The organism is Spirosoma pollinicola (genome assembly GCF_002831565.1).
Classification (GTDB): Bacteria; Bacteroidota; Bacteroidia; order Cytophagales; family Spirosomataceae; genus Spirosoma; species Spirosoma pollinicola.
Genome location: NZ_CP025096.1, coordinates 6965601 through 6988402, shown reverse-complemented (window position 1 = coordinate 6988402; position 22802 = coordinate 6965601). Strand labels below are relative to the sequence as shown.

The window sequence follows — 22802 nt, the reverse complement described above, 5'->3', positions numbered from 1 at the left end:
AGCGTTAAAAACCAAATGAAGTGCGCGTGTACACAGAGTCGTGTTTCGAAGGAGTGGAAAGCGACTAATCATATTTATCGGCAGACTAGCTTGGATATTAGCCAAATAGGTAGCTCATTTACAGTATCCTTCCTGTAACCGTACTTGTTAATGATGCGAATTCTATATAGCATCTATGTTCAATTTTGCATTTGTATTCTATTCACATGGGGTGCATTGGCACAAACAAGTTTGTCTGCTAACGCCCCCGTTTTTCGGGTCGATCACATTGGTGTAAATGACGGACTAACGCAGGGGTCTGTCTATTACATGCTGAAAGATAGCCGGGGGTTTCTGTGGTTTGGCACGCAGGATGGCCTGAATCGCTACGATGGGCATCATTTTCGCACCTTCCGACCGGCCTTAGGCAAAAATGGCGCTGTTCTGACAGGCTCTATCCGAGGCATCAATATTTTTGGTATAATCGAAGACCCCGACGGTAATTTATGGATTGGTACCGAAGAGGGCCTAAATCGCTATGACCGCCAGCGGGATCGATTCGACTGTTTTTTTATCAGTGATCGTACTCGTAAAGAGAAACAACTGGCCAGCCGAACGTTGCCGTTTTTTGTCAATCAAACAGAGTTGCTGTACCTCAGCGATGCTGAAGGACTGGTACGCTTCGACTATAGGGCGGGGCATAAAACCATACTGTCGCCCGACCTTCATCCGACAAAAGAATACGACCTTCAAAGTTCGACGGTGCGGACGCCAACGGGCGATATCTGGCTGCATTCCCCAACGGGCCTTATGCGGTATACTATTCGGAACAAAACCCTGTCACATTACTTTAGCCGTGATCCGAACAATCAAGTTGGCTCGGCGCAAGTCGTGTTCTCTTTTTTTATCGACACCGACGATATCGCCTGGATTGGCACCAAAGCAGGCCTGATTCGCTTTGATTACCGCAAACAGACGTCACAGATATACGCAACTGTGGGTACAAAACCCATTAGTGCCATTTACAGCATCGCGCCGGATCAACGCGGGCGAATCTGGCTCGGTACGCAGGATGATGGCGTTTTGTATTTCGACAAGCGGACGCGCCTGTTTGGCAGGGTAAATGATTTTACGAACAATACCCATCAGTTGAATGAATTCAAAATCAGTAAGGTGTATGTGGATAATCTGGGTATAATTTGGGCAAATACAGACCCCAACGGACTGGCTCGTATTTTACCCGATGCTTTTTTGTTTGGGGGTATGGTAAAACGGTTGGCTACCGATACATTACCCGATAGGCAGAAACTAAATAATTACTCGATTCGGGGTTTTCTGGAGGAGCGGTTCGATCGGCTCTGGGTACTTACCGAAAACGGAATCAATATTATTGACCCACGCAGCAATCGGCTCGTTGACCGATACCTGACTCGCTCATCATTGACACGCAGCCTTGCTCAAACAACCATTAAAAGTTTGTATCGTGACCCAAAACGGCGTATTTGGGTGGGTGTTACGGGAGGGGTACTGGCCTATAAGCCTACAACGAAAACATTCGACCCCATTCTATTTGCTTCATCTACAGCTAGTTTGGTAGAGGATAACTATGTGCGAACCATGGTTAGTATTTCTGACACGACACTGATTGCTGCCACCGAGCGAGGGCTATATGCGCTGAACACAGCCCGGCGCCGTTGGTCAAAAGTGCCCGTTCTTGAAGGCGAAAATATTTTTAGTCTTTCGTATGATACCACCAATGGACGACTTTGGGTTGGTACTTTTCTGAACGGGTATTATTGCTACCAAATGCCGGGGGTAAATCAACCAACAAAACCCTGGAAACTCGTTAAATCGGGTTTGAAAGGGTACATGGTGCTTAACATCCGGCCAGACGATAGCAAGCAAACAATTTGGCTTTCATGCGATAGAGGTCTGGTTGCATTAACAGATCAAACAAACCGGTTTCATTTGTATACAGAGCAGCAGGGACTCGCCAATTCGTTCGTGTATGGATCCCTGTCAGATGCTGATAATAACATTTGGATGAGTACAAATCGGGGTATATCCCGACTTAATCCTGCTACGCAAACGATCAAGAATTTTAGATTGAACGATGGCCTCCAGAGTTATGAATTTAATGGCAACGCTTTTTTAAAAACAGCTTCGGGTGAGTTGTACTTTGGGGGTGTCAACGGCTTCAATCGCTGTGTGCCCGATGCCTTTCGGAGTAGTTCGTTTAATCCTTACGTTCATATTTATTCGTTGAACATCAACGAGGTCCCTTTCGTTAATAACACCTACGTTGGGGAGGCTAAACGTATTGATATTGAGCATACCCAGAACACCCTGTCCTTGGAGTTTGCAGCCCTCGATTACGCGAGTAACGGGCATAATGTGTATCAGTATCAACTAACGAATTATGATGATCACTGGGTAATGGCCGGTGAACGCAACTACGTTCGGTATGCCAATTTACCCCCCGGCGATTATACCTTTCAGGTAAAAGCCGCTAATCGGGATGGACACTGGAGTGAGCACATACGCACATTAATGATCCATATTGAACCGCCTTTCTGGCAAAAATGGCCGTTCGTACTCTTCGCTATTCTTTTGCTGGCGGCCGTTATCTGGTTGTGGGTTCGCCAACGCGAAAATGCTATTCGTGAACAACAGGAAGATCGGCTTCGGCTGTCATACAATATTCAGGAACAGGTAAAAAAAGATATTGCCCGCGATGTACACGATGAGATCGGCACCCGGTTAGCCACCATAAAACTGTATACGACTCAACTGACGCAGCAAGCCGGCGAAACACCCGCTATCCTGGCCCTCAGAACGACCATATTCCAGTTAATTAACGATACCATCGGCGATGTTAGAAACCTGCTTCGTAAACTAAACCCGCAAACACTGGAGCGACATGGATATATAGCCGCTGTTGAGGAACTGTTTTCCCGGATCACAGCCAGCGGTATTGTTAATGCCCAATTTGACCCGATTGAATTAAGCGAGCAAGGCAGTCGCTTCCTGGCCGACATCGAAGTGATGTTGTATCGAATCACGCAGGAACTGCTCAGCAATTCGCTGAAACATGCCTATGCCGATCAGATCGAATTGCACATGCTACGGCAGGCCGACCGGCTCATACTGATTTATCAGGATAATGGGCGGGGATTCAACTATGAACAAACACAAAAAAAAGCCGCTGGTTTGGGCATCGGAAATATTGAGTCGCGGGTAGCTATGTTAGGAGGAAAGATCACCTGGTTAACGCAGGTGGGGCGGGGTGTACAAGCCACAATCGACGTACCCATTGGTAAGGTTAACAAGCGTTCTGTAACCTCATCAAAAACAAATAGCCTTCTTCCCGATTAGCGGGTGTACTCAATGTGAGGAGTTATGCGGGGAATTAAGCCTTGCGCGTCATTTCGCAGCAGCATTTCGAACAGCAACACCGTTGCGGCTGCATCGCCCTGCGCCCGGTGGCGACCATTGAGCGGAATCTCAAGAGAACGGCAAAGTTTGCCCAGGCTATAGGAGGGGTGACCCGGCAATAATTTACGGCTCGTACGCACTGTGCAGAGAGTCCGCCGGAAGTAATCGTGGCCTAGCCAGTTTAGTTCTTTCTGGATAAAGCCAAAGTCGAAACCAACGTTGTGCGCTACAAAAATGGCGTCTTTCGTAATGTTCAGCACGTCGTTGGCAACATCGGCAAAAGTGGGGGAGTCCTGCACCATCTCGTTCGAAATACCGGTTAAGTGCCGGATAAACGGAGGAATCAGACAGCCGGGATTCAACAGTGAATGGAATGAGTCAACCACTTGCTGTCCGTCGTGGCGGAAGATGGCAATTTCGGTAAGGCGAGTAGGGCCTTTAACGCCCCCAGTCGTTTCAACGTCAACGATGCAATACACAAATGAATAGTTTACGGCCGTTTACGATCGTCGGTGATAGTAGGCAATTGTCTGACAAGCTGTTGCCTGGGTTATACTTATCACCGAGTTCCGTAATGAATGAACCGAATACAATATAAAGGTACGAGTTTAACGTGAAGCCTGCAACGCCCGGTTCCGATTCATCTGTTTCTCTACGCCGGGCCGCACCACGATACCCTCGCGAATGAGCCGAAGCGTATAATCCAGCACATAATCCCGGTTATGCATAAGGTCGTCGAAACTGCGTGTAACGATAAAATCCGGTTCTACGGTAAAGCCATTTGCCCGTTCGGTTTCAACGGCATGCGTTAATTTTTTGAGTGGAATTCGTACCTGAAGTTTGGAATTGGGCAACGTTACGGTTTTGAAATGTCCGGCAAAGTCGCCCCAATAAGCGCTGCCGCTCGCTTCGCCAACAAAAGTGCCCATACCTGCATCAAGCGTTTTGGCCAGTACCGACGTAGTAGCCGAAAACGACGCGCCATTCATGAGAAAATACAGGTTCCCGGCAAATGCATCCCGATGCCGGGGTCGGTAGCGTCGGTTTGCCAACCGGCTTGCAAAGCCACCCCGGTTATCATCCCGGTATTGCAGACTGAAGTTCAGTGCCGAAAAAGGATTCCAGCGCGTCACGAGTTCGGCACGAGCGCCCTTTTTCATTTCCTCATGGTCCATTATGCGGAAGGATTTTGGCATCCAGTACCGTAGCAAGTGCGCTGAGTTCATAACAATACCCCCGCCATTTCCCTGCATATCGACCACCAGGTTTTGTACGTTTTCCTGCCGTATCTGTTTGAATGCTCGTTTTAAGCGACGATTGAAGGCCCACTGAAATGGGTCTTTCTTCTTAATGCCCATAAACGTGGAAATGCGCAGTACAGCCGTGTGCGTAAGCGTATCGACCATCCGAACCGATAAATTGGGACGCCGGTCTGTTTCAATACCATACCGCCGTTGTATTCTGTGCCGGAAATTGTCCAGAGTCAGGCATTTTAGCTTCGTTTGCCGGACAAGGCTGTCGTCTGCCAGTCGATAGGTGATTTTTATGGAATCTGCCGAGCCAAACCAGGCCGCATAGTAGTCGGCAAATTGTATCAGACTCCACTGGCGTCGGCCTGTAAGATTATCCCCGTCAGAGCCGGAGTGGTCAGCATTCATCAATTCATCATGCACATCGGCAACCGCCCGCCCATTAATCGCCAGCAATTCGGTGCCACGCTGAAGGGTCGTATCTGACGACACGTTATGACTGATAAAATACTGTGATTCGACCAATCGAATATAGAAAGGAAAGAATCGGGTGGACTTGCCAATGTAATTTTTTCGATGGTTCAGGTTTGTGTGGCCATCCTTGATAGCGGCCACGAAGGGGCTGACATGATGAAAAAACGTCAGGTAGTCGACGGGGGATGTCAAACGATTATATAAGGAGTCGTATAGTTGTTCCATCCGGGCGTGGGGTGTGTAATAACCCATGCCTGGATGGAGCAAATCGAGCTTCCGTTTTAGATAACTAAGGTCGGTACGGGCCTGACTAGGCGTAAGTACCTGAGCTTGTGAAATTTGGCAACTTAAACCAACAAATAAACTTACTAAACGCAGAATCTTGCTAATTTTCATCGGTACACGTTACGGTCAGAGAAACTCTATAGGGCTTCTTGGTATTCGTTTCGTGAAGATAAACTTTAGCGCAACTATAATCAATGATATTTGTTTAAGACTTCATTAAAATTTTGTATTCGGTAATTTTTATAATGTGGTTCAATTGTCTTTCCGATGTGGAATAACAGTCCAGTGTTTCGCTCCGGGCAGGTGTTCGGCGACAACAGCCGCAGCAACCTCTTCCAGATTTTCTTCATTTGTACTGAAAAACAGGCTTTTAGGTTGGTCATCATCCTGTGTTGTACGCACCTCATAGTATTCGTTGTGGTGCTCAATTTTGTGTTTTTCGACGAGTTGATACTGTGCCATAATAGAAAAATAGTTAGGTAACGATAACTCGTAAATCGGCAAGATGTTAGCCCAGAACGGTAATTAGTACTGCACCGGCAACCATAATACCCGCGCCAATGAGCTTTCGGAGAATACCCTGTTCGCTAAAGAAATGATAACCGAACAGAACACTCACCAATGCTGACGTTTGAAACAAAGCCAGCGCGTAGCCAACGGGCATATTGGCCAGGGCAATGTTACTGGCCATCTGAGTCACACCAACAGTTATACATAAGGCAAGGTAGGTACTTTTCTGCGAAAGGAGTAAAGCTGTCTGGACCCGCCAGGTGGTTCTCATTGTCAGAAGAATCCAGATAAAGGTAAAAGCGAAACCCAATGTACACCAGTAAAAAAATGCAGTTGAGGGCGTGGAAAGAATAATGGCTTTTTTTAAGAAAGCCCCGTCGATAGCCGAAAACACCAGTGCTGCCAGCCGCAGCTTAACTTCCGGTCGCTGAAACAGTCCGGTTTTATTTGTCTGCGTCGGTAATTCATTCGATTGCCGTTTTTTGTCATTCAGCACAACATAACTGCCCACTACAATCAGCAACACGCCAACAAGCCCCCACCATCCCGGAACTTCGTTGAGAAGAAAAACGCTGATCAGCATTCCTACGATGGCTTTGTAGGCGTTGATTGGACCCAGCACCGACAAATCACCAATATGCATCGCTTTTACTAAAAAGACATTGCCAAACATAGCAAACAGACTGGCGATCAACATGCTCAACCAAAATCCGGACGATAAACCTGTAAACTGAAGCTGAGTCCAAAAGACAAGACAAACCAGCATCAGAATACCGTAGGTAACCGACGTAACGAACAATGGATTTGCTGCTCGCTGGGTCAACTGTTTCTGAAATACATTCGAGAGGGGATTGGCCACAATGCGAACCAAAACTGCCAACGAGGAGATCGTGAGAATGGTTAAAAGCATAGTCTACTCATTGAAAGAACGCTGAACATTAACCCTTGTCTCCACCAATCCCGACGCTCTTTGAAAATACTGAATCCTACTTTAGGATGATAACATGGCGATTCTACAGTGAAAACGGCTGTAATCAAGGTAATTAATCAATTAGGAGCAACCTTTTTTGGTGCAGCACTTTCCTGATTAACAAACGTTTCGTACCTTTGCGGTCTTATTTTTTGACCGGGTAACCGGAGCGGAGGAGATACGAGGTGAACCCATTACGCGCATACGATATTCACATTGTTGGTCTTGACAACAAACGCTACGAATACGACTTCACGTCGGATAGTTCGTTTTTTGTCGCGCTTGAACAGGAATTGATCAAAGCGGGCAATGTTCAGACACATTTGGTGCTCGATAAGTCGGAGACGATGATTCGTCTGGACTTTCATATTGTGGGAGCGGTTGAGCAGACCTGCGACCGCAGCCTCGATGAATATGATGAGTTGGTCGATACGCAACGGTCAATGTTGCTGAAATTCGGCGATCACAATGAAGAGTTAAGCGACGAGATTGAACTCATTGAACGGAATACATCAACGATTAATGTAGCCCGTTACATTTTTGAGTTCATAAGCCTGTCTCTACCCATGAAGCGGCTTCACCCCCGTTTTCGAGCGGAGGACGATCAGGATGACGATGACCAGGATGTAAAACTTATCTACAGTTCTGGCGTAGAAACGAATAATGACGATGCAGACGACCAGCCGGATATTGATCCTCGCTGGGCCGCTTTGCGAAAACTGAGTGATAATTAATTTGAGTGATAAAGTTATCGTGTTGTATAGTTTTACTGACAACCAACTTTAGAATTCTGCAACTGTATAACTGACAACTGTAAACTGATATGGCACACCCCAAACGACGCCACTCCAGCACCCGGCGCGATAAGCGCAGAACGCACTATAAGGCTACTCCTGTAGCGCTTTCAACCGACGCCCAAACCGGCGAAGTACACGAGCGTCACCACGCCCACGTTTTTGAAGGCAATCTGTTCTACAAAGGGCAAATGGTTATTGAGAATTACGCTAAAACAGCTTAAATCTCACCTATTTCTGAAAAGTATTTCGTTGACGTCTTTCCCAAGATGAACGCGAAATACTTTTTTATTGCCTGCCACCTCCCTATTTTTACGCGTATTTATTAAGAGTCCAGCTTAACTGGGAGGTATTGAACAAACGGAGTCAATGAAAATTGCAGTGGACGCAATGGGTGGCGATTTTGCTCCCCAAGCAATTGTGGAAGGAGTGTTGATGGCCGCTGCTGAATTGCCGGAGAATGTAGCTATTGTGCTAATTGGCAAGCAGGCTATAATACAGGAGTTAATTGACAAACATAGTGCCGGTGCAGTTGCCAACATCGAATTGGTAAATGCCGACGATGTTATTGATATGAGCGAGCACCCAACCAAAGCGCTCTCGCAGAAACCCAATTCCAGTATCGGGGTTGGGTTTAAACTTTTGAAAGAGGGTAAGGTGCAGGCATTTTGCAGCGCGGGGAATACCGGCGCTATGCACGTTGGGGCTCTATTCAGCGTAAAAGCTATTGATGGAATTTTGCGGCCATGTATTGCCGGATTCGTTCCCCAATTAACCGGTGGGTATGCCGTTATGCTCGACATCGGTGCCAACGCCGACTGTAAACCCGAGATGCTGGCTCAATTTGGCGAAATCGGTTCTATCTATGCACAGTGTACGTTTAACATCGAAAAACCACGTGTGGCGTTGATGAACATTGGTTCTGAGGAGCAAAAAGGATCCTTGATAGCCCAGGCCGCACATCAACTTCTAAAAGACAATAACCGAATTAACTTTGTTGGCAATATAGAAGGTGGAGACTTCTTCGCTGGCCATGCCGACGTAATTATTACGGACGGTTTTACGGGTAACGCGATGTTTAAATTGGGTGAGTCCTTCTATAAAGTGGCCGCACAACGAGGTCTCAGCGATGAATTTCTGGATAAAACCAACTACGAATCAGTTGGCGGAAGTCCAATTCTGGGCGTTAACGGAAATGTAATTATTGCCCACGGTATTTCATCGCCGTTAGCTATCAAAAATATGATCAACTTAGCCATCCGGCAGGTTGAATCCGATGCATACACTAAAATTGCACAGGCACTCAGTTAAGAGTGGGCAAGTATCAGTGAGCAGTAAACAGATTTTGATTATCTGATGCACTGATAACTGTTCACCAGCTACTGTTGACTGATAACTGTACTATCATCTTATGAGTAAAGCTGCCATAACTGGAGTTCACGGCTACGTTCCCGATTACGTGCTGACCAATGCCGAATTGGAGCGTATGGTGGATACAAATGATGAATGGATTACTAGCCGGACCGGTATCAAAGAACGGCATATTCTAAAAGGTGAGGGCATGGGTTCCTCACACATGGGAGCAAAAGCCGTGGCAGGGCTGCTCGAAAAACTGAACATCAAACCCGAAGAGGTCGATTTGCTGATCTGCGCGACGACTACACCCGATTTTGTTTTTCCATGTACCGCAAATCTGATTTGCGATATGGTGGGTATTCGCAATGTGGGGAGTTTCGATATTCAGGCGGCTTGTTCCGGATTCCTGTATGCCCTCACGATTGGCACGCAATTTATCGAGTCAGGTAAATACAATAAGGTTATTGTCGTTGGGGCAGATAAAATGTCGGCCATTACGGATTATACCGACCGCACAACCTGCGTTTTATTTGGCGATGGAGCTGGAGCCGTGATGCTTGAGCCTAATACAGAAGGCCTTGGTGTGCTGGATACCATTATCAAGTCGGATGGCGTTGGACAAAACCATCTGTTTCAGAAAGCGGGCGGTAGCCGCTATCCACCCACCCACGAAACCGTCGAAAAACGCTGGCATTACGTTTATCAGGACGGCCCATCGGTTTTCAAATTCGCCGTAAAAAATATGGCCGATGTATCGGCTGAGATTATGGAACGGAACCACCTCGCTGGCGATGATGTCGCCTGGTTGGTACCACACCAGGCCAATAAACGCATTATCGACGCTACGGCACATCGAATGGGTATTCAGACCGAAAAGGTCATGATGAATATTCATAAGTATGGTAATACTACAGCGGCCACTATTCCGCTTTGTTTGTTCGACTATGAGTCGCAACTGAAAAAAGGTGACAATCTGGTATTGGCAGCGTTCGGTGGTGGCTTTACCTGGGGAGCCGCATACGTAAAATGGGCCTACTGAAATTAAATGAATAATGAACCGCACGGGCGGCCCCGAATGAGTAATGCTTAACACTAGTAGACAAGTAGTAGAGCCATTCTTATTCGCTTTCATTATCCATTATCCATTAATCATCATCCATTAAAAACCAATGGCAACGACCGCAGATATCCGTAATGGATTAGTTCTTAACTACAACCACGATCTTTTTCAAATCACCGAGTTTCAACACGTAAAACCGGGAAAAGGCGCGGCTTTTGTACGCACCAAGTTGAAGAGCCTGACAACGGGCCGTGTGATAGATAATACCTTTAATTCGGGTGCAACAATTTACCCGGTTCGGGTTGAGCGCCGGAAATTCCAATACCTTTACAAAGACGAATCGGGCTATAACTTTATGGACCAAGAGTCATTTGATCAAATTAACCTGGACGAAAAAATCGTAGAAGGAGCCGATTTGATGAAAGAAGGGCAGGAAGTTGAAATATTAGTTAATGCTGAAAGCGACACACCACTCTCGTGTGAGTTGCCGCCTTTCGTTGAACTGGAAGTGACTTATGCCGAACCCGGGGTTAAAGGCGATACGGCCAATAGCCCTAAAAAACGGGTTGAGGTAGAGTCGGGCGCAAAAATTATGGTGCCCCTATTCATTGAATCTGGTCAGAAAATCCGGGTTGACACACGCACCCGCGATTATGTAGAACGCGTGAAATAACATTAGTTATTTAGTTGGTAAGTATTATATGTACCTGACTTACTGACTTATCAACTTATCGACTAAACTATGAGCACACAAGACATACAGCAACTTATCGACTTCATCTCACAATCAGGTTTAGACGAAGTTAACATCGAAACAACTGATCTGAAAATCAGTGTTAAGCGTTATGGTACTGGCGTACCCACCGCAGCTCCTGCTCCGGTAGCACAGGTTCCGGCGCCCCAACCACAGGCTGTTGCCGTTCCGGCAGCACCTGTTGCAATACCGTCAGCGCCTAAAGCCGATACGTCGAACTATATTACCATTAAATCGCCGATGATTGGCACGTTCTATCGCTCAGCTAATCCTGACTCGCCTTTGTTTGTTGAGGTGGGTGACAGCGTGAGTGAAGGTAAAGTGGTCTGTATTATCGAAGCCATGAAACTGTTCAACGAAATCGAGTCGGAAGTATCGGGCCGTATTGTGAAAGTTCTCGTTGAGAATGCTACGCCGGTTGAATATGACCAGCCGCTGTTTTTGGTAGAACCCATCTAAATAGTGAAAGAGCGAAAGAGCGAAAGAGTGAAACACTAGCCTATGCTATTTTTCACTCTTTCGCTCTTTCGCTCTTTCGCTCTTAAACTTATGTTCAAAAAAATATTAATCGCCAATCGGGGAGAGATTGCCCTGCGAATTATTCGGACATGCCGCGAAATGGGCATCAAAACGGTGGCTGTTTATTCAACCGCCGACCGCGATAGTTTGCACGTGCGTTTTGCCGATGAGGCTGTTTGCATTGGCCCACCTACCAGCAAACTATCTTACTTAAGTATCCCTAATATTATCTCGGCTGCCGAAGTTACCGGTGCTGATGCCATTCACCCCGGCTACGGGTTCCTGTCTGAAAATGCTGAATTCTCGCAAATCTGCGCCGACTACGGCATTAAATTTATTGGTGCCACCGCTGAACAAATTAACGGTATGGGTGACAAGGCTACGGCCAAAGCAACCATGAGAGCTGCTGGTGTTCCGGTTATTCCCGGTTCCGAGGGGCTACTTGAATCCGTTGAGCAGGGTAAGAAGCTGTCGGCAGGTATGGGCTATCCCGTTATTGTGAAAGCCACAGCTGGTGGTGGTGGACGTGGTATGCGCATTGTGCGGGCTGAAGAAGAATTCGAAAAAGCTTGGAATGACGCTCGTACTGAAGCGGGTGCTGCCTTTGGTAACGACGGACTTTATCTGGAAAAATTCGTTGAAGAGCCCCGCCACATCGAAATTCAGATCGTAGGCGATCAGTACGGTAAAGTTTGCCACTTGTCTGAGCGCGATTGTTCGATTCAACGCCGGCACCAGAAGCTGATCGAAGAAACACCTTCGCCGGTTGTATCGCCCGAACTTCGGGAGAAGATGGGGGAGGCTGCAATCAAAGGGGCGCAAGCCATAGGGTACGAAGGAGCCGGAACGGTGGAGTTCCTGGTCGACAAACACGGGGATTTCTACTTCATGGAAATGAATACCCGGATTCAGGTTGAGCACCCCATTACCGAAGAGGTGACGGATTTTGACCTGATTAAAGAGCAGATCAAAGTTGCTGCCGGAGCTGAAATTTCGGGCCGTAATTACACGCCGAAACTGTTTGCGATGGAGTGCCGGATCAATGCCGAAGACCCTGCTAATGGTTTCCGGCCGTCGCCCGGTAAGATCACCAATCTTCACTTCCCCGGTGGACATGGCGTTCGGATTGATAGCCACGTCTATAGCGGGTATACCATTCCACCGAACTATGATTCGATGATTGCCAAGTTGATCGTTTCGGGTCAATCGCGGGAAGAGGTCATTACCCGGATGAAGCGGGCCTTACAGGAGTTTGTTATTGAAGGGATCAAAACCACGATTCCATTCCATATCCGTCTGATGGACGATCCCCAATTCCGCTCGGGTCAGTTCACAACGGCCTTTCTGGAAACGTTTGACTTTAGCAAGTTATAATATAGGTAAGGCGGACGGTCGGCTGTTGCCGGAAAAACCTGCGACTAGCCTTTAACATTGCTGACACATAGTCGCGGGTTTCTTCCCGCGCTACATTAAAAAAACGGGGTGTCCTGCTTTAGTGTCAGGACACCCCGTTTTTTGTACTTCCTGCATGAATCACCTCGCTACTGCCGATTACGTTGTTTTCTTTGTTTACTTCATCATTGTTGTTGGGTATGGTTACTGGGTCTATCGGCGGAAACGTCAGGCTCAGATGAACACGACCGATTTTTTTCTGGCCGAAGGGTCGTTAACGTGGTGGGCCATCGGTGCCTCGCTAATTGCCTCGAATATATCGGCCGAGCATTTTATTGGTATGGCTGGCTCCGGCTTTGCAATGGGACTGGCTATCTCTTCTTATGAATGGTTTGCTGCGGCAACCCTGATTATTGTCGCCGTATTTTTTATCCCGATCTATCTCCGAAATCACATTTATACCATGCCGCAGTTTTTGGCGCAACGGTACAGCGATACCGTCAGCACCATTTTGGCGGTATTCTGGCTGGTAGTTTATGTACTGGTTAACCTGACGTCTATTCTTTACTTAGGGGCAATTGCGATTGAGTCGCTTGTAGGAATCTCTTTCACAACCTGCACAATTGGACTGGCGTTGTTTGCCATCTTTATCACATTGGGGGGAATGAAAGTAATTGGTTATACCGATGTTATTCAGGTTGTTGTACTAATTTTTGGCGGCTTAGTCGTTACCTATCTGGCCTTGCAACTGGTTGCGCAGGAATCAGGTATTTCAGGCGTCTGGAATGGCTTGGTGGCCATTCGAGAACAAGCTGACAGTCATTTTCACATGTTTTTCCCCAAGGGACATCCTCATTATGAAGTTCTGCCAGGTATGGCATTGGTAACGGGTGGTATGTGGATCAACAACTTATCCTATTGGGGTTGTAATCAGTACATCGTACAACGGGCACTGGGGGCCGATTTGAAAACTGCCCGATCAGGCATTCTGTTTGCGGCCTTCCTGAAGCTCTTGATTCCCATAATTGTCGTTATTCCTGGCATTGCCGCGTTTGTACTATACCAAAGCGGACCATTTCATAATGCCATGACCGACGCGTCGGGCGTAGTTAAACCCGACCACGCCTATCCCGTTTTGATGAATCTGTTACCCATAGGGATGAAAGGGTTGGCGTTTGCTGCCCTAACAGCCGCTGTAGTAGCTTCATTGGCTGGTAAATGCAATTCGATCTCAACAATTTTTACGCTCGATCTTTACAAGAAATATATAGACAAATCGGCGTCGGAACAGAAACTGGTCAATGTGGGTCGGTGGGCTATTGTTGCGTCGTTTGGGGTGGCTATTTCCTTGGCTCCCATGCTCCGCTCGCTTGACCAGGTATATCAGTACATTCAAGAGTACACCAATTTTATTACGCCGGGAGTATTCGCCATTTTCCTGTTAGGCTTCTTCTGGAAACGCGCCACAAACCGGGCCGCTATGGCAGTAGCTATCCTGACAATTCCGTTTTCGACCTTACTCAAATTCTGGCCGGAAGTAATGGGACTCATCGATGTTCAGGTTGATTCTATCCCCTTTCTACACCGGACAACCCTCGTTTTCTGTATCGACATGGTCATCATGGTGATTGTATCGCTAACGGATCCGGCAGGCTACGCAAACGGGAAAAGCGTTATCGTCGACAAGAAAATGTTCCGCGTAACACCATCATTTGTGGCTGGGTCGGTCGTTATTTTCGCTGTTTTGGCTGTATTATATATTAAGTTCTGGTAGAACTAATGTCAAAATCACTAGTTATAGGGCTTCTGCTTGTCTCACTGTCGGCAGCGGCACAAGTACGGGAACGACTGGATTCTTTGATGAGACTGGCTAACCCGCCTGCTATGCCGGGGGTTGCCTTGCTGGTGATTATTGACGGGAAAACGACATATAATCAGGGGTATGGTCTGGCGAACACAGATACGAGGGCGCCTGTTACACCCGAGACGAACTTCCGAATGGCGTCTGTCTCAAAGCAGTTTACGGCAATGGGTATTCTGTTGCTGGAGAAAGATGGAAAGTTATCGTTAAATGATCCATTGACTAAATTCTTTCCCGAATTCAATCCGCATGTGGGTCGACAAGTACAGATTCGGCATTTGTTGATACATACCTCTGGCATTCTGGATTATGAGGCCGTTATGAGTCCTAAGCAGGAAAAACAACTGTCAGATGCCGATGTGTTAATGCTGATACAACCTCATGACTCACTTTATTTCGAACCGGGTACCCAATTTCGATACAGCAATTCGGCTTACTGCTTACTCGCATTGATTACTGAGCGCGTGTCGGGGAAGCCGTTCGTTTCGTTTTTAAAACAGCGAATTTTTCAGCCGCTGCATATGAATCAGTCGAGTGTTTATGAAGCAGGAAGACCGATACCGAACCGGGCGATGGGCTATCGAAAAAAAGACAATGCATTTGTCTTCTCTGACCAGAGTGTAACGAGCGCCACCAAAGGAGATGGCGGAGTATATACGTCGTTGACTGACTATCAGAAATGGAATGATGCGCTTCGAACCGGTTCATTGCTTGATTTGCCCAAGGCCCTACTACGAACCGGGAAATCCATTCCACAAACAAAGGGGAGTTATTATGCTGCAGGTTGGTTTTACCAACAGCCCGATAAGCCAATTCTATTCCACTCAGGAAGTACCTGTGGCTTTAACAATTACGTTGTGAGTATACCGTCGAAACGGTTTCTGATGGCCTGTTTTTCTAATAAAGCCGATAACAAAGCCAATGCGTTGGCAATTATAAAAATTTTCGTTGACGCGGGCTACCCTGAACTTGCCACTATTTTAACGTTAGATGACTTGACACAGTAACTGTTCCGAACGATAACTTTTGATCTATCTCACTGGTTGACAGCAATTAATTGATAATTTTGTGTTCTAAATCCATTTGACCATGATTAGTGAAACCGCTCCCCTTACCAGCCTCGATCAATGGGAAGACGATGTGCTGAGCCGCTACCCTGAACCGGAGCATAAATCAAAAGAAGATTACCGAAATTATGACTCGCCGGAGCGCGACACAGTTCGGGAGTTTTACCGACTCAACCATACCTACCAGACATACGATTTCGTACGGGAGAAGGAACGCGAATTTTTGGCTTTCGACAAAAAAGAACTGCCTGTTTGGGGGGCAATGGAGTTTTTGAATACACTTGTAGACGACTCCGATCCAGACACAGACCTTGACCAGCTTCAGCACTTACTGCAAACGGCCGAAGCCATCCGCGCTGATGGCCACCCGGACTGGTTCGTACTAACGGGCTTTCTGCACGATGTGGGTAAAGTGCTTTGCCTGTTTGGTGAGCCGCAATGGGCCGTTGTGGGGGATACATTCCCTGTAGGTTGCCAACATTCAGATAAGATTGTCTATCCTGAATATTTTGCCAATAACCCTGACGCTCACGATGAGCGCTATAACACGAAATACGGCGTTTATGAGCCTAATTGTGGGTTGCGCAACGTGCATATGTCATGGGGGCACGACGAGTATCTGTACCAGATCATGAAGAATTACCTTCCTGAGCCAGCTTTGTACATGATGCGCTATCACTCGTTTTATTCGCAGCACCGCGAGGAGGCTTATAATCATTTGATGGATGAGCATGACCATGAAATGTTCAAATGGGTGCGTAAATTCAATCCATATGATCTGTACTCAAAAAGTCCGAAGCCACCGGTTGTTAGTGAATTAAAACCTTATTACGAAGAATTGATAGCCAAGTATTTGCCCGCCACATTGCGGTTGTAACTATTATTGTTATAATTGCTGCTCAAAAGGAACTCCCACCGAAAATAGTATAGTATGTATCTGGAAGAACGCATTGAGCAGGTTGAAAGACAAAATGCCACGACTGCCCGCGCAGTGGCTGACCTCACAGTTGATGTACGCGCTATTCGTCGTGATCAAACTGAAGGATTTAAACAAGTTAATGCCCGACTTGGCCGATTGGAAACGGACGTAAGTGTATTGCAACAGGATGTTAGCATATTGAAGCAAGACGTAAGCGTATTGAAGCAGGATGTAAGCGTATTGAAGCAGGATGTTAGCGAACTAAAGCTGGACGTTGGCACTATAAAACAAACACTACAATTAGTTCTTGCCTATTTGCAGGAAAAGCTTCCTTAAAGCAGGATTAACGTTAAAAATTAGTAAGGCACAAGCTATACAGAGCGTATTTGTATATTTTGTGCCTTTGTGTTTAACCACTGGTCAATGCTCCTCTTCTTTATTTCGCTTTATTTACTTTCCAACGTAGCGGTTGGGGCCTGGGCGGCTCGACGTGTAACAACCTCGCAGGATTTTGTACTGGCCGGTCGTCGATTACCCCTTATGTTGGCGGCTTCTGTAACCTTTGCAACGTGGTTTGGCTCCGAAACGATAATGGGTGCACCGGCTATGTTCGTGGAGGGAGGCTTTTTGGCAGTCATTGAAGAGCCTTTTGGGTCATCATTATGCCTGTTTCTGGTGGGGGCTTTCTTCGCCCGCCCGCTCTACCGCCTGAATATCATTACATTCTGCGACTACTTCCGGATTCGATATGGACGATCAGCCGAACTACTATCAGCCATCATGGTAATACCCTCTTACTTTAGCTGGATTGCGGCTCAGCTTGTGGCTATTGGTATCGTGTTGAGCGTTGTAACAGATATTCCGCGCGAGTACTGTATTATTGGTAGTGCAGCTATCGTGATGGCGTACACATTACTGGGTGGCATGTGGTCGATTTCTGTTACAGACTTTTTTCATAACCTTATCATTATTCTGGCTTTAGCTGTACTGGGCGTAATGCTTTGGGGCGAGGTAGGTGGATGGGAAAATATTCAAAAACGAACACCTGTGGGCTTCTTCCGCTTTTTGCCCCAATCCACTACTAAAGACTGGCTCGCCTATATTGCCGCCTGGATGACCATAGGGCTGGGGTCTATTCCGCAACAGGACGTTTTTCAGCGGGTTATGGCTGCAAAGACAGAGAAAACGGCTGTTCGGGCGTCCTTCCTAGCATCGGGTATGTACTTGACCATTGCTATGCTGCCCCTTTTTATTGCGCTGAGTGCAAAGCTGCTTCATCCCGATTTACCGAAAGACAACCAACTCATTATTCCAAATATGGTGATGCGTCATGGCGGGTTGCCTTTGCAAGTCTTGTTTTTTGGGGCCGTTACGTCGGCTATTCTAAGTGTGTCGAGTGGCGCTATACTGGCACCAGCAACCGTTTTTGGAGAGAACATAATGAAGTTCTTCCAGCCCGACATTACAGATCAGGCCTTATTGAAAAGTATTCGATGGATGGTGGTGCTGATTACCATTATCTGCGTCGGGATGAGCATTAGCCGTAATACCAATATTTTTGATCTTGTTAGCGAATCCTCAGCCTTTAGTTTGGTCTCATTGTTCGTACCACTGGCTGCTGGAATTTACTGGAAACGAGCTACACTTACAGGTTGTCTCTTGTCAATGACAGTAGGCTTTAGTGTATGGCTTGGCTGCCTGTGGTTAGATACGGAGCATTCGCCAATGCTATGGGGATTAGTAGCCAGTACCGTGGCAATGGTCGTTGGGAGTTTTATGAGTAAGCCTCAGTTTGTAGAACTTTAGCTTTAGGAGCTACACATCCAGCAATCTCCGATGGTAATTAATTTGGCCGAGATGATAGCTTAAATGTGTTGTCAAATGCACCAGAAAATAAGCCGTCGATGTCTTTTCTTCAAAAACCAATTGTGGATACTCTGCCTCTAATTGGTGGCTGGTAAGATGGTCAAGCACCGTATTAACAACGATAAGTGTATCATCAATTTTCCGCAAAAGTTCAGTTTTGGGAACATCCTTTGAAGAGAACTCTAATTCACGCTGTCTGATATAGCCTGTGTTGCCGAGTTCTGCGCCAAGGTAAGTGTTCAAATTGCCCACCAGATGCAGGCACAGATTACCGGCCGAGTTGGCAATTCCTTTTTCAATCTGCCAGATAACAGCTTCGTTTTTGTATAAGTCAATCTCCTTTCTTAAACGGGTAAGATCCCGTTGAAATAGCGTTTTTAGGGTTTGAATGAGCATACGTGGGGAGATGAATAATTTTTTATCCAAAATACTGTTGCTCAATCCTGCCAACGTAGCCCAAGTAAGTGGCACTACTAAACCAGGGCTGTAGTCTTGCCCCAATATTAGGATAAAGGTTAAGCTTGTCTAATTCATCAACCGGTATCCAGACTAGATTGAGCGCGGTTGTTTCGTCGGAATTGAGTATTGGTTCGCCCTGAAGATTGCGAGCGGCAAAAACTACGTGCAATACATCGTCATTACGTTCTGATAAAAGCATCTCTCCCGCTAGGATCATCTCGCCCAACTCAACCGAAACACCTAACTCTTCCCGGATTTCCCGAATAACAGTCTGCGTAAGAATTTCCCCCCGATCGGGATTACCGCCGGGCAAGGCGTAAACGTCCTGACCGCCATAATTGTAGCGCATAAGCAGGATTTGGGTCTGGCCAGTAAACTGACGCCAGATGAGAGCAGACGGACGAACTTTCATAATAATCACTATAAATCAGGAAATTCCTGCCAAATTAACAATCGCAGGAGTAATTCCCATAGCCCGGATAGCGGGGCGATAACTTACCCGAAATACTGACCACTCGGTCTAAAGGCACTACGTCACCGGTGGCTAGTTCCAGTGATTCGACGCCATTTTCAGTCAGAAGTTGTTTGATGGTTACGTCGGCTTTTATAAATTCGTTTAAATCGGTTAGGTATTCAAGTCGAACAAATTTGCCGGGAATAATCGCTGTCCTAAAGGAAGTTTTATCAACAATAAAATCGGAATTACTTAGATTGGTTTCCATGTCAGTAGAACAAGTCTTATAAACGAAACGTGCCCCAGTAGTAAACCGGGGCACGTTTCGTGTTTTTGTTATGCTTCCAACCATCAGCATGACAGACAAGAAAATTAATAACCTGCCGTTTCCAATTCCTTTTGCAATTCGCGCAGAATAGTTTCTTTCATCGCAATTTTGCGACGTTGGGTATTGATTTTATTCAGGATTTGCTTGTCTTCGTCTTTGTTCGGGTCAAGGCCATCGGCGTCCTGTAAAGCAAATTGCAGGTCGTTTTTCTCTCGCTTAACGAGGTACTCCATTTCCCGAATTTTTGTTCTGATTTGTTCAGATTGGCTTTTAAGCTCAAAGGCAGGATATTTCCGGGTAAGTACGCGGCCAAGATAACTCAATTCGAAAATCTTGTCGCAGGCGGCCCGGAAGCGTTCGTTAACAACTTTGTCCTGTAACTTAAACGGCACCCGAATTTCTTTCCAGCTGTTCAACAGAACTTTGGCCCGTTCTGCCGCAGCAAAAATGTCTGATGATTTCGCCAGTCTTTCAACCTCTTCGGCCATTTTCATCTGGGCTTCAATACGCGGATCAATTTTGGGGACGATAACAATGCCCTTCGCGTCGTTGTACTTGGCGTAAAACATAGTTGTCGCTTTCTTGAACTGCTTGTACAGTTTACCGCTCTTCTTGATCGGCACCTCTCCAACCACCTTCCAAGCATTGTTGAGTTTGCGCACTTCCTGGAAGGCAGCATCCAGATCGCCAAGGCGATTGGCCCGGAACGCCAGTCTGATAAGCTCATCATACTTGTCGAGCCGTTCCTGAATGACTTTATTCTGCTCGTTGAAGAATTCACGCCGACGCGTAAAGAATCCATCCAGAAGTTCTTGAAAACGACCTTCAACCTCGGCATCTGCGGCTTTATCGACTGGACCGGTTTTGATCCACTTGGTCTTTATCTCCTGCAGCACATCAGCCGTTTCGCGCCATTCTGTGCTATCCACCACTGCTTCTGCTTCCGCAATAAGTGCCCGTTTAATCTCAAGATTTTTGAGCTGATTGACCGTAATTAAATCGGCCAACAGTTTCTCTTGTTCATCTAAACGGTCGAGCAGGGGTGGGAAATCGCCGAGTGCGTCGAAGCCAAGAAGCTTCTTACGGAGTTGAACCAGTTTGGTCAAATAAGAGCCTTTGTTTTGGGCTTCTTCAATGTCCTTTTCTAGCTGGCTTACTTTGTTTTCAGCGATTATGAAGCGGTTTTTGAAATAATCGAGCGCTTCCTGCTCGGTTCGTTTGACTTCGCCGATCTGGCGGTCTTCATAATTCAGGTAGCCTTTCAAAAATACCTTTCCGTCTTTGACGTAACCGTATTCGTCTACCAGTGAAGCGTTTTCCATTACTGTGCTTGGTTAAGGCTGCGCTGTGGGTTAAATTTGGACATTAATGCCAACCACAAATCTATCAGATTTTAATGAGTCAGGAAACCATAATTTTCTCAATGGCCGGCGTGAGTAAAAATATTCCGCCTAACCGACAAATCCTAAAGAACATATACCTTTCCTTCTTTTACGGCGCTAAAATTGGTGTTTTAGGTCTGAATGGTTCCGGTAAATCTACTTTGTTACGCATCATTGCCGGTATGGACAAGAATTATACCGGTGAAGTGGTCTTTTCTCCAGGCTATTCGGTTGGAATGCTGGAGCAGGAACCGCAATTTACACCGGGTCGGACTGTGCGGGAAATTGTAGAAGAAGGGGTCCAGGAGGTCGTTAATCTGCTGAAAGAATTTGATGAAATCAACGAGGCATTTGGCGACCCCGATGCTGACTTCGATAAGCTGATTGCCCGGCAGGGGGAGGTTCAGGAAAAGATTGACCATTTCAACGGGTGGGAGCTTGACCAGAAACTCGAACGGGCTATGGATGCGCTGCGATGCCCTCCGTCCGATTCCCTGATAGACAACCTCTCCGGGGGCGAAAAACGCCGGGTAGCGCTTTGCCGACTGTTGCTTCAGCAACCTGATGTTTTATTACTTGATGAGCCAACCAACCATCTCGATGCCGAATCAGTCCTGTGGCTGGAAGAACATTTGCGGTTGTATGCAGGTACGGTCATTGCTGTCACTCACGATCGCTATTTTCTGGACAATGTAGCTGGCTGGATTCTTGAACTCGATCGGGGAGAGGGTATTCCCTGGAAAGGAAATTATTCGTCCTGGCTGGAACAAAAACAAAACCGCCTGGCGAAAGAAGAAAAAACCGAATCGAAACGTCAAAAGACGCTTCAGCGCGAGCTTGAGTGGGTAAAAATGGCGCCCAAAGCCCGCCAAGCTAAATCAAAAGCCCGCTTGGGCGCTTACGAGAAACTCCTGAACGAAGATGCTAAACAGCGGGACGATAAACTCGAAATATTTATTCCGGCTGGGCCACGCCTTGGTGCGAAAGTGATTGAAGCGGAGGACGTCGCCAAAGCATTCGGTGATCGGCTGTTGTTTGAACATTTAGGCTTCCGACTACCACAAGGTGGTATCGTTGGCATTATCGGGCCAAACGGAGCTGGTAAAACGACATTATTCAAGTTGATTACCGGTCGTGAAAAACCCGATGCGGGCACATTTGATGTGGGCGATACGGTAAAGGTGGCTTATGTTGATCAGGAACACGATGGCCTTGACCCCAGCAAGACAGTATTCGAAACGATTTCGGGCGGTAGCGAGTGGATTATGATGGGTGGTAAACAGTCTAACGCTCGTGCCTACGTTAGCCGCTTTAACTTTGCCGGAGCCGATCAGGAAAAGAAAATCGGAACTCTGTCGGGTGGTGAGCGTAACCGTGTTCACCTGGCTATGATTCTCAAAGAAGGAGCCAACCTGTTGCTGCTCGATGAGCCAACCAACGATCTGGATGTCAATACGTTGCGGGCGCTGGAGGAAGGGCTTGAAAACTTCGCTGGTTGTGCCGTAGTCATCAGCCACGATCGGTGGTTTCTGGATCGTATTGCCACACATATTCTGGCTTTTGAAGGCGACTCGCAAGTTTACTGGTTTGAAGGCAACTTCTCGGAATACGAAGAAAACCGACGCAAGCGCTTGGGTACCGACGCTACACCGACTCGGATTAAGTACAAGAAACTGGCGTAAAGGTGC

Annotated in this window: 22 protein-coding genes; 14 read left to right on the top strand and 8 right to left on the bottom strand. The window is 46.8% G+C overall.

Annotated elements, in window-relative coordinates; translation table 11 throughout:
• The first annotated feature begins 150 nt into the window (after positions 1 to 150).
• A complete protein-coding gene (locus CWM47_RS29465) occupies positions 151 to 3354 on the top strand; it encodes a ligand-binding sensor domain-containing protein (RefSeq protein WP_240625517.1) in 3204 nt (1067 codons plus the stop codon).
• Here CWM47_RS29465 and CWM47_RS29460 read toward each other — a convergent pair.
• The 4 genes from CWM47_RS29460 to CWM47_RS29445 form a co-directional block, all read right to left on the bottom strand.
• Positions 3351 to 3893 carry a 3'-5' exonuclease gene (locus tag CWM47_RS29460; RefSeq protein ID WP_100992163.1) on the bottom strand — a complete coding sequence of 181 codons (543 nt, stop codon included), beginning with the start codon at positions 3891 to 3893 and terminating at the stop codon, positions 3351 to 3353. The two genes, CWM47_RS29465 and CWM47_RS29460, sit on opposite strands and share 4 nt — an antisense overlap.
• Positions 3894 to 4022: 129 nt before the next feature.
• Positions 4023 to 5534: a S41 family peptidase gene (locus CWM47_RS29455; RefSeq protein ID WP_100992162.1), complete on the bottom strand. Its 1512-nt coding sequence runs from the start codon at positions 5532 to 5534 to the stop codon at positions 4023 to 4025.
• Between the two features lie 141 nt (positions 5535 to 5675).
• Positions 5676 to 5885 (bottom strand): hypothetical protein, encoded by a 210-nt coding sequence (locus CWM47_RS29450; protein ID WP_100992161.1) that lies wholly within the window; start codon positions 5883 to 5885, stop codon positions 5676 to 5678.
• 46 nt (positions 5886 to 5931) lie between these two features.
• Positions 5932 to 6843 carry a DMT family transporter gene (locus tag CWM47_RS29445; protein ID WP_100992160.1) on the bottom strand — a complete coding sequence of 304 codons (912 nt, stop codon included), beginning with the start codon at positions 6841 to 6843 and terminating at the stop codon, positions 5932 to 5934.
• A 245-nt stretch (positions 6844 to 7088) separates the two neighbouring features.
• Between CWM47_RS29445 and CWM47_RS29440 the strand changes: the two genes are divergently transcribed.
• From CWM47_RS29440 to CWM47_RS29385, 12 genes are all read left to right on the top strand, one after another.
• On the top strand, positions 7089 to 7637 hold the full coding sequence (locus tag CWM47_RS29440; RefSeq protein WP_100992159.1) for a YceD family protein: 549 nt from the start codon (positions 7089 to 7091) through the stop codon (positions 7635 to 7637).
• A gap of 89 nt (positions 7638 to 7726) precedes the next feature.
• Complete coding sequence (gene rpmF, locus CWM47_RS29435; RefSeq protein ID WP_100992158.1) at positions 7727 to 7921, top strand: 50S ribosomal protein L32; 195 nt, start codon at positions 7727 to 7729, stop codon at positions 7919 to 7921.
• Between the two features lie 145 nt (positions 7922 to 8066).
• Positions 8067 to 9008, top strand: a complete 942-nt coding sequence (gene plsX / locus CWM47_RS29430; RefSeq protein ID WP_100992157.1) for a phosphate acyltransferase PlsX — start codon at positions 8067 to 8069, stop codon at positions 9006 to 9008.
• Between the two features lie 100 nt (positions 9009 to 9108).
• Positions 9109 to 10092 carry a beta-ketoacyl-ACP synthase III gene (locus CWM47_RS29425; RefSeq protein WP_100992156.1) on the top strand — a complete coding sequence of 328 codons (984 nt, stop codon included), beginning with the start codon at positions 9109 to 9111 and terminating at the stop codon, positions 10090 to 10092.
• A gap of 130 nt (positions 10093 to 10222) precedes the next feature.
• Entirely contained in the window at positions 10223 to 10786 is a 564-nt protein-coding gene (gene efp / locus CWM47_RS29420) for an elongation factor P (RefSeq protein ID WP_100992155.1), read from the top strand.
• Between the two features lie 69 nt (positions 10787 to 10855).
• Positions 10856 to 11326, top strand: a complete 471-nt coding sequence (gene accB, locus CWM47_RS29415) for an acetyl-CoA carboxylase biotin carboxyl carrier protein (RefSeq protein ID WP_100992154.1) — start codon at positions 10856 to 10858, stop codon at positions 11324 to 11326.
• A 90-nt stretch (positions 11327 to 11416) separates the two neighbouring features.
• Positions 11417 to 12760, top strand: coding sequence for an acetyl-CoA carboxylase biotin carboxylase subunit (accC, locus tag CWM47_RS29410; RefSeq protein WP_100992153.1), 1344 nt, complete (start codon positions 11417 to 11419; stop codon positions 12758 to 12760).
• A gap of 154 nt (positions 12761 to 12914) precedes the next feature.
• Positions 12915 to 14552, top strand: a complete 1638-nt coding sequence (locus CWM47_RS29405) for a sodium/sugar symporter (protein ID WP_100992152.1) — start codon at positions 12915 to 12917, stop codon at positions 14550 to 14552.
• A gap of 5 nt (positions 14553 to 14557) precedes the next feature.
• The gene (locus CWM47_RS29400) at positions 14558 to 15646 is read left to right on the top strand and encodes a serine hydrolase domain-containing protein (protein WP_100992151.1); all 1089 of its coding nucleotides are present in this window, start codon (positions 14558 to 14560) and stop codon (positions 15644 to 15646) included.
• Positions 15647 to 15728: 82 nt separating this feature from the next.
• The gene (locus CWM47_RS29395; RefSeq protein WP_100992150.1) at positions 15729 to 16583 is read left to right on the top strand and encodes an inositol oxygenase family protein; all 855 of its coding nucleotides are present in this window, start codon (positions 15729 to 15731) and stop codon (positions 16581 to 16583) included.
• A 54-nt stretch (positions 16584 to 16637) separates the two neighbouring features.
• Positions 16638 to 16961, top strand: coding sequence for a hypothetical protein (locus tag CWM47_RS29390; protein WP_100992149.1), 324 nt, complete (start codon positions 16638 to 16640; stop codon positions 16959 to 16961).
• Positions 16962 to 17048: 87 nt separating this feature from the next.
• Positions 17049 to 18431 (top strand): sodium:solute symporter family protein, encoded by a 1383-nt coding sequence (locus tag CWM47_RS29385; RefSeq protein WP_100992148.1) that lies wholly within the window; start codon positions 17049 to 17051, stop codon positions 18429 to 18431.
• Positions 18432 to 18440: 9 nt separating this feature from the next.
• Here the strand turns inward: CWM47_RS29385 and CWM47_RS29380 are convergent, their stop codons facing one another.
• From CWM47_RS29380 to CWM47_RS29365, 4 genes are all read right to left on the bottom strand, one after another.
• The gene (locus CWM47_RS29380) at positions 18441 to 18887 is read right to left on the bottom strand and encodes a DUF1572 family protein (RefSeq protein WP_100992147.1); all 447 of its coding nucleotides are present in this window, start codon (positions 18885 to 18887) and stop codon (positions 18441 to 18443) included.
• A gap of 22 nt (positions 18888 to 18909) precedes the next feature.
• Positions 18910 to 19362 carry an NUDIX domain-containing protein gene (locus tag CWM47_RS29375; RefSeq protein ID WP_100992146.1) on the bottom strand — a complete coding sequence of 151 codons (453 nt, stop codon included), beginning with the start codon at positions 19360 to 19362 and terminating at the stop codon, positions 18910 to 18912.
• A gap of 34 nt (positions 19363 to 19396) precedes the next feature.
• Positions 19397 to 19672 carry a hypothetical protein gene (locus tag CWM47_RS29370; RefSeq protein ID WP_100994110.1) on the bottom strand — a complete coding sequence of 92 codons (276 nt, stop codon included), beginning with the start codon at positions 19670 to 19672 and terminating at the stop codon, positions 19397 to 19399.
• A 104-nt stretch (positions 19673 to 19776) separates the two neighbouring features.
• Positions 19777 to 21054 (bottom strand): DUF349 domain-containing protein, encoded by a 1278-nt coding sequence (locus CWM47_RS29365; protein ID WP_100992145.1) that lies wholly within the window; start codon positions 21052 to 21054, stop codon positions 19777 to 19779.
• A gap of 74 nt (positions 21055 to 21128) precedes the next feature.
• Here CWM47_RS29365 and ettA point away from each other — a divergent pair, with 74 nt between their 5' ends.
• Positions 21129 to 22796, top strand: a complete 1668-nt coding sequence (ettA, locus tag CWM47_RS29360) for an energy-dependent translational throttle protein EttA (protein WP_100992144.1) — start codon at positions 21129 to 21131, stop codon at positions 22794 to 22796.
• The last annotated feature ends 6 nt before the right edge of the window (positions 22797 to 22802 follow it).